Source organism: Methanosarcina horonobensis HB-1 = JCM 15518, from assembly GCF_000970285.1.
GTDB lineage: Archaea > Halobacteriota > Methanosarcinia > Methanosarcinales > Methanosarcinaceae > Methanosarcina > Methanosarcina horonobensis.
This window is the reverse complement of sequence record NZ_CP009516.1, coordinates 3,747,983-3,760,545: the sequence shown is the minus strand read 5'-3', so window position 1 is coordinate 3,760,545 and position 12,563 is coordinate 3,747,983. Positions and strand designations below refer to the sequence as shown.

General features: G+C 44.3%; 11 protein-coding genes. 10 read left to right on the top strand and 1 reads right to left on the bottom strand.

Annotated elements, in window-relative coordinates:
• Positions 1-228 precede the first annotated feature (228 nt).
• Positions 229-999 (top strand): NAD+ synthase, encoded by a 771-nt coding sequence (locus MSHOH_RS16420; RefSeq protein ID WP_048141261.1) that lies wholly within the window; start codon positions 229-231, stop codon positions 997-999.
• 48 nt (positions 1,000-1,047) lie between these two features.
• Here the strand turns inward: MSHOH_RS16420 and MSHOH_RS16415 are convergent, their stop codons facing one another.
• Positions 1,048-2,334 carry a tRNA(Ile)(2)-agmatinylcytidine synthase gene (locus tag MSHOH_RS16415; RefSeq protein ID WP_048141259.1) on the bottom strand — a complete coding sequence of 429 codons (1,287 nt, stop codon included), beginning with the start codon at positions 2,332-2,334 and terminating at the stop codon, positions 1,048-1,050.
• Between the two features lie 153 nt (positions 2,335-2,487).
• On the opposite strand from MSHOH_RS16415, the gene MSHOH_RS16410 reads away from it, so the two are divergent.
• From MSHOH_RS16410 to trxA, 9 genes are all read left to right on the top strand, one after another.
• Positions 2,488-3,474 carry a transcriptional regulator gene (locus MSHOH_RS16410; RefSeq protein WP_048141257.1) on the top strand — a complete coding sequence of 329 codons (987 nt, stop codon included), beginning with the start codon at positions 2,488-2,490 and terminating at the stop codon, positions 3,472-3,474.
• Between the two features lie 125 nt (positions 3,475-3,599).
• Complete coding sequence (purN, locus tag MSHOH_RS16405) at positions 3,600-4,208, top strand: phosphoribosylglycinamide formyltransferase (RefSeq protein ID WP_048141255.1); 609 nt, start codon at positions 3,600-3,602, stop codon at positions 4,206-4,208.
• 692 nt (positions 4,209-4,900) lie between these two features.
• A complete protein-coding gene (glyA, locus tag MSHOH_RS16400) occupies positions 4,901-6,139 on the top strand; it encodes a bifunctional serine hydroxymethyltransferase/L-allo-threonine aldolase (protein WP_048141254.1) in 1,239 nt (412 codons plus the stop codon).
• Positions 6,140-6,163: 24 nt separating this feature from the next.
• Positions 6,164-7,027, top strand: coding sequence for a bifunctional methylenetetrahydrofolate dehydrogenase/methenyltetrahydrofolate cyclohydrolase (locus tag MSHOH_RS16395; protein ID WP_048141252.1), 864 nt, complete (start codon positions 6,164-6,166; stop codon positions 7,025-7,027).
• 774 nt (positions 7,028-7,801) lie between these two features.
• Positions 7,802-9,028, top strand: a complete 1,227-nt coding sequence (folP, locus tag MSHOH_RS16390) for a dihydropteroate synthase (protein ID WP_048141250.1) — start codon at positions 7,802-7,804, stop codon at positions 9,026-9,028.
• Between the two features lie 2 nt (positions 9,029-9,030).
• The gene (locus MSHOH_RS16385; protein WP_048141248.1) at positions 9,031-9,645 is read left to right on the top strand and encodes a methylenetetrahydrofolate reductase C-terminal domain-containing protein; all 615 of its coding nucleotides are present in this window, start codon (positions 9,031-9,033) and stop codon (positions 9,643-9,645) included.
• Between the two features lie 354 nt (positions 9,646-9,999).
• On the top strand, positions 10,000-10,881 hold the full coding sequence (locus MSHOH_RS16380) for a methylenetetrahydrofolate reductase (protein ID WP_048141246.1): 882 nt from the start codon (positions 10,000-10,002) through the stop codon (positions 10,879-10,881).
• 213 nt (positions 10,882-11,094) lie between these two features.
• Positions 11,095-11,901, top strand: a complete 807-nt coding sequence (cofE, locus tag MSHOH_RS16375; protein WP_204245343.1) for a coenzyme F420-0:L-glutamate ligase — start codon at positions 11,095-11,097, stop codon at positions 11,899-11,901.
• A 268-nt stretch (positions 11,902-12,169) separates the two neighbouring features.
• Positions 12,170-12,436: a thioredoxin gene (gene trxA / locus MSHOH_RS16370; protein WP_048141242.1), complete on the top strand. Its 267-nt coding sequence runs from the start codon at positions 12,170-12,172 to the stop codon at positions 12,434-12,436.
• Positions 12,437-12,563 lie beyond the last annotated feature (127 nt).

The following is a 12,563-nucleotide window of genomic DNA, read 5'->3' as shown; positions in this document are numbered from 1 at the left end:
GAAGACGAATCTCCTATATTCTCCATTTATTAAATAAGTTTACCTTTCACTCTCTTTTCTCTGGAAGGTTAATATATTTACAGCTTCTGTGTATAAAACTGTTTAACAGGGTCTGAATCAAACTTTCTGATATTATTCAGATCTTCCGGAAAAGCAGCCTTTAATTTAATCTCGAGTTTGAGATAGTCAAATTCATATAATTCACATAAATTCCAGGAACTTAAGAGTATGGACTTTGAAAAAGCACAGAACAGGATTATTGATTTTATCCGGCATGAGACTGGCAAAGCAGGTATAAATGGGGCAGTTGTAGGCATAAGCGGGGGAATTGATTCTGCCCTTACCGCAACTCTTGCAGTAAAAGCTCTCGGAAAGGACAGGGTTCTTGGCATTCATATGCCCGAAAGCAGCCTTACCCCTGCTGCTGACAGTGAAGACGCCAAAATTCTTGCAGACTGGCTTGGGATAGAGTACCGGACAATTGACATATCAGGAATTGTCTCAGCTTTTATGGCTGCTGTTCCGGAAAGCGAATCTGCGGACAGGCTCACGAGAGGCAACCTGAAAGCAAGAACCAGAATGTCCCTTCTTTATTTCCACGCAAACCAGCTGAACTGTATGGTCATCGGAACAGGAAACAAGACCGAAATTCTTCTTGGTTACTACACGAAATACGGGGATGGAGGTGTTGACCTTGAACCTATAGGCGGGCTTTACAAAACTGAGGTATGGGAGCTTTCCCGCAGACTCGGAATTCCGGGGTCTCTCATTACCAAAAAACCGTCTGCTGGGCTATGGGTGGGTCAGACCGATGAAGCAGAGCTTGGCATTTCGTATGTGAAGGTCGATGAAGTGCTTAGAATGCATGAAGATGGCGCAGCGCCGGAGACAATTCAGAATAAGACCGGGATTTCTGCCGAACAACTAAAATCTGTTATCGGACGCATTGAGAGAAATGAGCATAAAAGAAAAGCTCCCCCTGTGCCGGAATTATTCTGAAAATTTAAGTATATAGCGTCGAGCAGCTTAAGTTGCAGTTTTTTCCTCTTACCGGGAAGGATAAAGCATTATATCCTGACGCTTTTCTCTTGCCAGCGGCTTTGCGAGGTGTCTTCTGGCGCAGGGAGGGACTTCATAAAGCCCTGTTTCAAGGTCTCTTCCGGTTTCAGATCTGACTTTTGAAAGAGATTGCGTCCCGCACTTTTTACAGCGGAATCCCTGCCCCTGCCCTGCGGATTTCATGTGTTTTCCGCACTCAGGACACTTAGGGTTTTCTTCTCTGCAGACAGGGACGAGAGCTTTAATTTCGATTTTTTCGATATTCAGGGTTCCGGAAGTAACACTTCCCGAAAGGAGAACCAGATCTCCAGGAACCAGTTTTCGGATAAGCGCTCTGAAATTTTTTGTCGGTTCGAAGGCTGCACAGTCGATTTCGGCTCCTTCCCTATCCCTTACAGCAAAAATAACGTGACCTCCTTCAAGGGTTTTCGGGGCTACCGAAACCGTACCTTCAAGCCTGTAAGAATGCATGTCTCTGATCTCAGCAATACTCTGTGCTGGCAGGAGGTGCATATCTGTTCCCTGGTTAGTCCTGTACACGGCAAAGCGCTCGACAGACTCTGCTCGGATGAGAGATGCAGCTTTATTTACTATCTCAGGGCTCTCTCCTCTTATCCCGAATAATACCGGGTCTGCCGAATGAGGCACGCAGACTACAAGCCTGTTTGTAAGATCCACAGTATCCCAGGTTTCGGGATAGGTCTCCTGATCAGCTTCAAAGAAACTTTCTTTATCAATATCGCGTGGGGTTCCCCATCTTTCCTTCTGCCTGTATGTCAGATGTTCGAAAGTGAAGTCCCACCCTTCAGGGTTGAGCATTGCCCCGCAGGCTGCAAGGGCACCTATAAGTCCTCTTCCGTTTTTAAAACTCTTTGAGGCGATCCCGAGCTCAGAGATAATGTCCTTTGCCTTCCCTATTTCTATTACGTCCTTTACAGCCTCTTCCAGAAAACTCATAAGGACAGGCTTGAGCCTTTCGTAATCATTTTCCTGAATAAATACTGCTCCAGGGTTGGTCTTTTCGCACTCCATGCGTGCAAGTTCTTCTATTCTGGATATTACATGTGTGACTACCTTCTCAGGGCAGTCGGTTTTAATTTTCAGGGCTACTGCCGCATTCCCTCTCGTTTTATAAGGAATGGTAGGGTTCAGGCGCACAAGCAGGGGCAGGGAGTCTACAGTTCCGTACTCTTGCAGTTCTTCCAGCATCAGGGCTCCCAGATATGTGGTGCACATGCCTTCGTTTGAGTCCGTATCGTCAATTCCGATTATCATTTTTCCGTATCCAGTTTTCTAGCTTAATATTTCAGCAATTCCACTCCGAATATATTTTCGTTTTCGGGTTTCTCCGGCTTATTTTCTCCCTGTGGGCACTGGCAATGTCAGAGAAATATATATATAGATGTTCAAATAGAATTTAATACCGGAATGACAAAAGAAGTTCTCATACATCAAATTATTGATGTATTGTCACGTGCGGGTTTTGCACTCTCTGACCGCTGTAATATACGCCCGAGGAGCTTTGACGTTGCCGCACGGAAAGATGACACACTATTACTTTGCAAAGTCTTATTTAATATTGACGGCCTGAACGAAGAAACAGCAAGGGAGATGAAATATCTTGCTGAATATCTCGGAGGTTCGGCTATTGTTGTAGGAGCCAAGACAAGGGATCAGATGCTTGAAGACAGTGTTGTCTACATGCGCTATGATATCCTTGCCCTGAACGTCCAGACCCTCCACGATTACTTTGTTGAAAACATCAGGCCTCTCGTCTCAGCAGCTCCCGGAGGGCTTTATGTCTCAATAGAAGGAGATCTGTTGAAAAAGGCAAGGACAGACCAGTCCATGTCCCTTGGAGCCCTGGCTACCATGGTAGGGGTCTCAAGAAGGACTATCAGCAAGTATGAAGAAGAGGGCATGGATGCTTCCATTGATGTCGTAATCCAGCTTGAAGATATTTTCGGGGTCGAACTGGCAAAACCAATAGATATCCTGAAATCCTGCGGAAGCAGAAAGCCGAGGAAGAAAACAGAACCTGAAACGGAAGAGCCAAAGGCAAAGTCCGGCATGCTTTTGCCTGAAGATCTTATTCTCAATACGATTTCAATGCTCGGATATGATGTCCTCCCTACAGCGCAGGCACCTTTCAAAGCGATTTCCAGGGACAAGTCTTCGGTCATCCTTACAGGTGTAAGCGAATTCAATACAACCGTAATCAAACGGGCTCACCTGATGAGCAGTATTTCCTGCGTTACGGAAACACAGTCCGTATTCATAATTAACGGGCGTTCCAAATTGAAATCCGTTGAAAACACGGTGCTGATTGAAAAGAAAGAACTCGACACGATAAGTGATTCTCAGGAACTTCTTGATTTCATAGAGGAGCGTAAGGATACTCACAGTGGAACATAAATTGCTTCTTTCTTTTTTCTGGATCGGAGGAAAGCCTGAGATAAACTTTTTCTTTACTTCAGTTTTTACGGGCATTATAAAGCTCCAAAAACCTAATATATCACTGTTTCAATCTAAAAGCCTCGATGACGGTAAAGATTGCAGTGCTGGTCTCTGGACGGGGTTCAAATCTCCAGGCGATCATAGATAGCATTGAAAAGGGCTACATAAAAAACGCGGTAGTTAATGCGGTTATCTCTAACAAAGCCGATGCTTATGCGCTCGAACGTGCAAAAAAACACGGAATCAGTGCTGTCTTTCTTGACCCCAAAGGGCGGGACAGAGCTGAATATGATAGGGAAATTCTGAATGTCCTTAAAAAGTATGATACGGACCTTCTTCTGCTTGCAGGCTATTTCCGGCTTCTGGGAAGTGAGATAATTGAGGCATACAGGCACAGGATCCTGAATATTCACCCCTCTCTTCTTCCGGCTTTCAAAGGGCTCCATGCCCAGAAACAGGCTTTTGAATATGGAGTAAAGGTTGCAGGCTGCACCGTGCATTTTGTAGATGAAGGGCTCGATTCAGGTCCGATCATCATCCAGAAATGCGTGCCTGTGCTTCCGGAGGATACCGAAGAGACTCTTACTGACAGGATTCTCGAGCAGGAGCATATTATTTATCCCGAAGCTGTCAGGCTTTTTGTCGAGGATAAACTTAAAGTTGAGGGCAGGAACGTAATTACCCTTGCTTAAGATCTTTAAACAAACAGGCACACGCAGGAACCTCGGACTGCATTAGTTTTATCAGGCAGGGCTGAGTAAAGAAACGTCGAAGTTCAGACCGGAAAGTAAAATATTTAATATTCGGTAATCTCAAGCTGGATTGGTCTGGCAAATTTCTTTGAGAAGTGAGAAGGCGACCAAAACGGAATAGCTTTTACCCATTAGTATCTTCATTAATACTCTGATGGTTATAAGTATACGAAATTATATTACTCACACGAAACTACTCTCCCAACCGAAAACTTTCAATATTACTGAATTTCTGAGTCTAAGGATACTCAGTAAATTTTTCATGAAATCTCTAAATAAATTAGATCTCTAAAGGAGACCCCGAAATCTCGATATGAAAACTTCCTTTAATTAGAACCCTTCAATTAGAGCATCTTTAAACTAGAGCCCCTTTTAGAGCTCTTTTAAATCCGGAAGGTTGTAAAACTGCCTGATAAATCCCCCTTATCGAGAAATCCAGGAACTGTCCGAAACTTTCAGTCCCCCGACTTTCCAGTGCGCAAGGCAGTTCTTGCAGGTTTCAACAAACTGATGTCACTAATAATGTCACTAAAAGTTTCAGAATCGTAAGTGAACTACGCTTAATCAATTCACGCTAGCAAGAAACCCTTGATTCGAACAAGTTTTAATTCATAGATTATAAGGTGACAGTAATGTCTTATATTGAAAAAATCGACCCGGAATTGTTCGAGGCTATTGAAAAGGAAGCCGATCGTCAGGAACACAAACTGAACCTGATCGCATCAGAAAACTATGCGAGCAGGGCTGTTATGGAAGCCCAGGGCTCAATCATGACCAACAAGTATGCCGAAGGATATTCCGGCAAACGCTATTACGGCGGCTGTGATTTCGTTGATGTCGCCGAAAACCTCGCAATTGCCAGGGCAAAGGAACTCTTCGGAGCAAAGTATGTAAATGTCCAGCCTCACTCAGGTTCAGGCGCCAACATGGCTGTCTATTTCTCTGTACTCCAGCCCGGAGACACCATCATGTCTATGGACCTCTCTCACGGCGGACACCTTTCTCACGGCAGCCCTGTAAGTTTCTCAGGAAAGCTCTACAACATCGTGCCCTATGGGGTCAGCGAAGAGACTGAAGCCCTTGACTATGACGAGCTCATGAAAATGGCAAAAGAATGCAAGCCCAAAATGATCGTATGCGGAGCTTCAGCCTATCCCCGTGTGATTGACTTTAAAAAGTTCAGGGAAATTGCCGATGAAGTCGGAGCCTACCTTCTTGCAGATATCGCCCACATCGCAGGGCTTGTAGTCGCAGGCGTACACCCGAGCCCTGTTCCTTATGCGGATTTTGTTACTACAACCACCCACAAGACCCTGCGCGGTCCAAGGGGCGGAATGATCATCTCAAAAACTGAAGAGCTTGCAACAGGCGTAAATAAGGCTGTCTTCCCGGGTATCCAGGGCGGACCTCTCATGCATATCATAGCCGCAAAAGCAGTTGCCTTCAAAGAAGCCATGAGCGAAGAGTTCATGCAGGACCAGGCTCAGACCATAAAGAACGCAAAGGTTCTCTGTTCCTGTCTGAAGCAGAAAGGATTTGATATTGTCTCAGGCGGCACTGACAACCACCTTATGCTTGTAAACCTTAATAATATGAATATTACGGGCAAAGATGCGGAAGCTGCACTGAGCAAAGCCGGAATCATTGCCAACAAAAACACTGTTCCTTTCGAGACCCGCAGTCCCTTCGTAACCAGCGGGGTAAGGCTCGGAACCCCTGCCTGCACCACAAGGGGTATGAAAGAAAAGGAAATGGAACTTGTTGCCGACTATATCGAGACTGCAATAAAGAACGCAGGAAATGATGTTCTGCTGTCGGAAATCAATATTAAAGTAAGGGATCTCTGTTCAAAGTTCCCTGTTTACAGCTAATTGAGGAGATAGGGGGTTTACCAGTTGTCAGATGAAAGCTATGAGTCACGCATCATAGATGGAAAAGTCCTTGCACAGCAGGTTGAAGAAGAAGTGAGGTCAGGAGTAGAGGATCTTGAAAGCAACAGGGGAGTCTCTCCCGGGCTTGCTACAATTCTTGTAGGAGATGACCCTGCATCAAAGATATACGTCCGCCTGAAACACAGAGCCTGCGAACGTGTGGGCATCAGAGCAGAAGACCACTTTCTTCCGGCAGAAACTACTCAGGAAGAGCTGCTTGCCCTGATTGATTCCCTTAACAAAAACAAAGACGTGCATGCAATTCTACTTCAACTTCCGCTGCCGAAACACCTCTTCCCGCAGGAAGCAATGGAAGCCATATCTCCTTCGAAGGATGCCGATGGTTTTCATCCCTATAATATGGGAAAGCTCATGATCGGAGACGAAGGACTTGTCCCATGCACTCCACACGGAATAATCAGAGCACTTGAAGAATACAACGTGCCTGTTAAGGGCAAAAATGTAGTTATTGTCGGACACAGCAATGTTGTAGGAAAACCAATGGCTGCCATGCTTCTTAACAGAAACGCAACCGTTTCTGTCTGTCACATCTTTACAGATGACCTGAAAAAATACAGTCTTGGTGCCGATATTCTTGTGGTTGCAGCAGGAGTCAAACACCTTATTAAAGCGGATATGGTTAAAGAAGGAGTGGTAATCTTTGATGTGGGAATTAACAAAGAAGAAGACGGCGTATACGGAGATGTGGATTTCAAAAACGTAATCAAAAAAGCTTCTCTTATTACTCCGGTCCCTGGCGGTGTAGGTCCCCTCACAGTTGCGATGCTTATGAAGCATGTGCTTATGTGTGCAGAGAAAAGCCTTTAATTCTTTACTTTAAGGCTTTTCCTTATTTCATTTTTCTTTATTCTCTTGGCCGGGTTTAAGTCATTTTATTCTGTCACACCAAAGCAAGTAAATTTGTTTTTGATTGCTTCACATTCAGAATTTAATCTTATTATTTATGATATGTCGTCTCAGGTTATTTCCTTAAAATGCTATATATTCTTTTTATTGCTTTTTGATAAGGATTCCCTTATTGTGATAGAGTAATTTTACACATCAATATTTTTATCTATCATTGAAGCCTATTTTACTATAGTTCTGCTTGCCATCAATAAATAATCAAAATAAATTATGAAATCCAGATTGATAATCTTGCTCCAATAAAATATTCGGGCGCTAAAGTGGATTATTTGTTAACCCTAAACAAATCTACCTGATATGTTGGTGGCATACCGGTTCTATTGGCAGTCTTCCCCTGTTTCACATTATCTGCATCTAACCTGGGAGAATGTCAATATCTCCAAATCTCTAGGTTTCCATATATAAGGTCTCTGGAAGTCCTGAACTCTTTAAGTTCTCAATCTTAACTGAACATGAGTTTCCACTCCTTTAAATCCTCCAGTGCCCAGTTTCGTAGCCGGAAAATTATTTTCCTTGCTCGCAGGAAGTCTTTCAGATGGTGGAATGGAAGGCTTTGAGGGTTATTCACGGATGACTGAAACTGTGTACGTATGTTATTGCCTGTGTTGTCCTGTCAAACTTATCAAACGCCTGCTGGCGTTAATCGATTTAAACTTATAAGCCTGGTTGTCAAAAATGGTAGTTAATACTGATATCTGCGGTTTAAAGGTGGGAGACCAGTATCCTGCCCATGTAATGGGCGTTATTAACCTGAGCCCTGAGTCTTTTTACGAAGGTTCGATTATAAGTCCGGAATCTGCACTTGAAGTTGCCCGGAAAATGGTTGAGGATGGAGCAACTTTCCTTGACATTGGTGCCAGGTCAACATGGCGCTTTGCAGAACATATTAGCAGAAAACAAGAGCTTGAGCGTTTGCTCCCTGTACTCGAAGCTCTTGAAGGCAATGTAGATGCGGTAATCTCCGTTGATACTATGTTTTCCGAAATCGCAGAAGAAGCCCTTAAAAGAGGGGCACAGGTCATAAACGATGTCTCCGGTTTTACAGCAGACCCCAGAATGATAGAGGTTGTAGCAGACTATGGCTGCCCGGCTGTGGTCATGGCTTCTGAAAAGACTCCCGGAGACCCTCTGGGCATGGATTCTATTATTGAGGCTCTTGATTCCATCATACAGGCTGCCGAGGCCGGAGGTATAGCTCCTGACAGTCTTATTCTTGACCCTGCAATAGGCAGATGGATGGACGAAAAGCATCCAATGTACGATTTTGAAACTCTTGACGACTTCGAGCGCCTGAAGATTTTTGAAAAACCTCTGCTTGCAGCTCTCTCAAGAAAGTCCTTCATAGGAGAAGTTCTTGGGAAACCGGCAAGTGAAAGGCTTTACGGCAGCCTGGCTGCAACTGCAATTGCTGTTTACAAAGGCGCACATATTATCCGTACTCATGATGTTCCCGAGACTTCTGATGTTGTTAAGCTTTCAGGAGCCCTGAGAAGCCGTACAAGCGTTGTAAAGGAAGGAAGGTATGAGGTTTCAGTGCTTGAAGTAAAAACTCCTCTGGATGCAGGCATTGCAATGAGGAAAATCGGAGCTACGAGAGTCGGTTCACAGGTAATGCAGGGAAAAAGTGTCCATCTTGTTTTGAAGATAAGAAACCTTACGACCACAGAAGCTCTGATAATAAAACAGGAAATGCTTGCTAGAGGGGGAGATGCAGCCCTTGCGAGGGATGCAGTTTCCCACGAAACGGAAGCTACCGATGTGCTTGTTATGGGTACTCTTTTGCAATTTGAACGCCTTGCCCGGAAACTGGATGGGCAGGCACGCTCCCTACCACTTATCGCAGAAATGATCCGCGAATGCATTTCGAATCGGACTAACCCGGAATACCGATATTTGAGGTAATTATGATCATAACTTCAGCAAAACCCCTTGAAGAAATCTTGAATTTGTTAAAAGACGAAGACGATATTTTTGTTATCGGATGCAATGTATGTGCTGCAAAACTGAAGACCGGAGGAGAACCTGAGGTCATTGAGATGTGCAGACAGCTTGAAAAGAGCGGGAAACATGTAGCTGGCTGGGCTCTCCCTACTGCAGCATGTAGCATCCGTTCTTATAAATCTCTGGTTGAGAAAAACGAGAAAATAACCGAAGCTGGTTGTGTTCTCGTTATGGGCTGCGGCAGCGGAGTTTCTGCTGTTGCGAGTGTAGTAGATCTTCCCATATACGGTTCCAACAACACACTTTCACTTGGCGGCTCCAGCGGAGGCAAACTTCTATCTGACCAGTGCGTCATGTGCGGGGATTGTACCATAAGCAAGTATGGTGGGCTCTGTCCCAAATCTCAGTGTCCTAAAGCCCTGCTCAATGGGCCCTGTGGAGGGGCTGTGGATGGGATGTGCGAGGTCAACAGGGAAAAAAGCTGTGTCTGGACTCTTATTTATGACCGCCTGAAAAGAATCGACAGGCTCGACCTTCTTTACGTTACCCATGCCCCTCAGGAGCATGATGTGAAATAATTTTTTTATTAATATTTTTACTTAATATCTATTCTTTTTTCCCATGCACATCTCTTCCAGAAATAATCTCATAATGCTTTTAAGTAATCTCATAATACCTTTAAGAGCTGAAAATAAAATGTGTAAAACTACAGAGAAATCCTTTGAATATAACTCTATTACCGCAACCTAAAAACAGTGTGATGAAATTATATGTTAGTTTCTAAATTACGAGTTATATGTTAGTTTCTAAATTTCGAGTTAGTTTCCAGGCAAGGTATTTTATAGTGTAGCCAAGAGGATCGATTTTCTTATACTATCAATGTCCCTGAGGAGCATGGTTTTAAATAATTTCATTTCTAATATTCTTATTTAATGCTTTTTAATTTTCGTGAAAAACTGAATTCCAGGAAATTTCTGGTTACTGCTGAAGTCTCTCCGCCCAAGGGAACAAGATTCTCAGCTTCTCTCGAAGATGCCCGCCAGCTAAGAGGTATTGCAGATGCTCTGAATGTTACGGATAACCAGTGCTCAATTATGCACATGAGTTCTCTGGCTTTCAGCAAGCTCCTGCTCGATGAAGGGCATGAACCTATCATGCAGCTTACCTGCCGGGACAGGAACAGAATAGGGCTTCAATCCGATCTTCTGGGTGCATATGCGCTTGGAATAAGAAACATCTGCCTGATGACCGGAGACTACCCCACCTGCGGAGATCATCCGGGCTCAAAGCCTGTTTATGATCTTGACTCCGTACAGCTCATTGAACTTGTGAGGAAACTCGATTCAGGTATTGATCTTGCCGGAAACAAACTGGACGGTGGCACCTCTTTTTGTGCAGGAGCAGTCTCAGGAATAGACCCTGAAAAGACAATGCAGCTGATAAAGCTCGAAAAGAAAGTCAGATGCGGAGCCGATTTTATCCAGACTCAGGCTGTCTATGATATAGGCACGTTCGAAGAGTTTATGGAAGCAGTAAACCATCTTGAGGTACCTGTAATTGCAGGCCTGATTCCTCTAAAATCCCTGGGTATGGCTGAATTTATGAATAAAAACATCTCAGGAATTCATGTGCCTGAAGAAATTATGCTTCGAATGAAAGATGCATCTTCTCCTCTGGAAGAAGGTCTTTCGATAGCTTCCGAAACTATAAGGGAACTGACAAAGCTCTCACGAGGGGTCCATATTATGCCAATCGGGTCTCATAAAAACACTCCAAGATTGCTTTCAATGGCAGGGATTCTCAAGAATGATTAAAACCGAAAACCAGCAAATAAATATGAAAAAGTAAGCTGGCACTTTTTTTATGTTTATGTGTTTATTATTTCAGACCTGCTTTCTTCTTTTTCATCAATCTGCCAGACGAGATACATTTATCAATACCTTTCGGTATTTTACGATTTGATTCCATTCTTATTGGTTTTGTTTTTTCTAAAATCAAGTTAACCACAGTTTTTTAAAGGCATCAAAATGAGTCCAGAAATCACTTCCATCCAGATGTTCGGGATTACGACTCCTATCATTAAAGCAGGGGACGACATAGTGCAGATCCTAGAAGCTTCACTGCAGGCCGCAGGCCTTGTTCCAGTTGACGGGGATATTTTTGTGCTAGCTGAATCTGCTGTCGGTACCGCGGAAAACAGAATTGTCAAGCTTGCCAGCGTCAAACCAGGGGAGAAGGCCAGGTTCCTTGGAGAAAAATACGGGATAGACCCAAGGGAAATGGAGCTTGTACTTCAAGAATGTGACGAGCTCTTTGGCGGCGTTCCCGGAGCTGCACTTACAATCACAAAAGGTATTCTCTCTCCTAACGCCGGAATAGATGCTTCGAATGCTCCTGAAGGTCACGTAGTCCTGCTCCCTAAAGACCCGAGAAAAAGTTCCGAGAGCATCCGGAAAGGGCTTGAACAGCACTACTCTTGCAGGTTGGGAGTCATTATAGGGGATAGCAGGACCCAGCCTCTTCGGCTTGGCTGCACGGGAATCGCACTCGGGGTTTCGGGTTTTGTGCCTGTGGAAGATGCGAGGGGAACTGTTGACATCTACGGAAAGCCCCTCCGCCTTACTTACAAAGCAGCTGCAGATAACCTGGTTTCTGCTGCCGAACTCCTTATGGGTGAAGCCGGAGAAAGAGTGCCCTGCGTGCTTATTCGAGGAGCCCCAGTAGAAATGGTTGACGAGTCTCCGGAGATGCCTACTATCTCAATGGAAGGGTGTATGTACTTCGGGAACATTATTAAAGGTCGAAAAGAAGGTACGTACGAAGGGAGTCGGTAAAAGCTTGCTGTGCCTCCCTTTTCGGAATATATTTAAATATAGGGTCGCAGAACTGAGATAAGCGTTATATATTCTCGAAGATAATATATACGAATTGAGCCCCGACCCTGTATCTAGTAATTCCACCTTTAGACTTCTATCATTCAGGATTGGGTTTCGGTAACTGTGCCGTACGGACGCATATATACGATCCCTTTGTGCGTTGACCGGAGTATATAAGCTAAGAACAGAAAAAGTCTCAGACGTTTCAAGTATTGCAGGTGATTTTATGAAACCGATGTTATTGGACTTTTCCGCAACATGGTGTGGACCTTGCAGGATGCAAAAACCTATTCTTGAAGAGCTCGAGAAAAAGTACGGGGATAAAGTTGAGTTTAAGGTTGTCGATGTTGACGAAAACCAGGAGCTTGCCTCAAAGTACGGTATACACGCTGTCCCGACCCTGATCATTCAGAAGGATGGGACTGAAGTGAAGCGTTTTATGGGTGTAACCCAGGGCAGTGTACTGGCATCTGAACTCGATAAACTGCTTTGATCCCTGTTCTTCTGAAAAAGCCGCCCAAGGTTCAGGGAACCTGAGGGCGCCAAACTTTTTCCCGATCTCTTTTTAGAAGGTTTTTTCCAGTTTCCATTACCGGATTTTTTATCCTATGAATATTTCT

What these genes read in the sequence shown, in the direction of transcription:
- trxA (WP_048141242.1), top strand. Translation starts at nt 12,170, where the DNA reads ATGAAACCGATGTTATTGGACTTTTCCGCAACATGGTGTGGACCTTGC.
- MSHOH_RS16420 (WP_048141261.1), top strand. Translation starts at nt 229, where the DNA reads ATGGACTTTGAAAAAGCACAGAACAGGATTATTGATTTTATCCGGCAT.
- purN (WP_048141255.1), top strand. Translation starts at nt 3,600, where the DNA reads ATGACGGTAAAGATTGCAGTGCTGGTCTCTGGACGGGGTTCAAATCTC.
- glyA (WP_048141254.1), top strand. Translation starts at nt 4,901, where the DNA reads ATGTCTTATATTGAAAAAATCGACCCGGAATTGTTCGAGGCTATTGAA.
- MSHOH_RS16385 (WP_048141248.1), top strand. Translation starts at nt 9,031, where the DNA reads ATGATCATAACTTCAGCAAAACCCCTTGAAGAAATCTTGAATTTGTTA.
- MSHOH_RS16380 (WP_048141246.1), top strand. Translation starts at nt 10,000, where the DNA reads ATGCTTTTTAATTTTCGTGAAAAACTGAATTCCAGGAAATTTCTGGTT.
- folP (WP_048141250.1), top strand. Translation starts at nt 7,802, where the DNA reads ATGGTAGTTAATACTGATATCTGCGGTTTAAAGGTGGGAGACCAGTAT.
- MSHOH_RS16415 (WP_048141259.1), bottom strand. Translation starts at nt 2,334, where the DNA reads ATGATAATCGGAATTGACGATACGGACTCAAACGAAGGCATGTGCACC.
- MSHOH_RS16410 (WP_048141257.1), top strand. Translation starts at nt 2,488, where the DNA reads ATGACAAAAGAAGTTCTCATACATCAAATTATTGATGTATTGTCACGT.
- cofE (WP_204245343.1), top strand. Translation starts at nt 11,095, where the DNA reads ATGAGTCCAGAAATCACTTCCATCCAGATGTTCGGGATTACGACTCCT.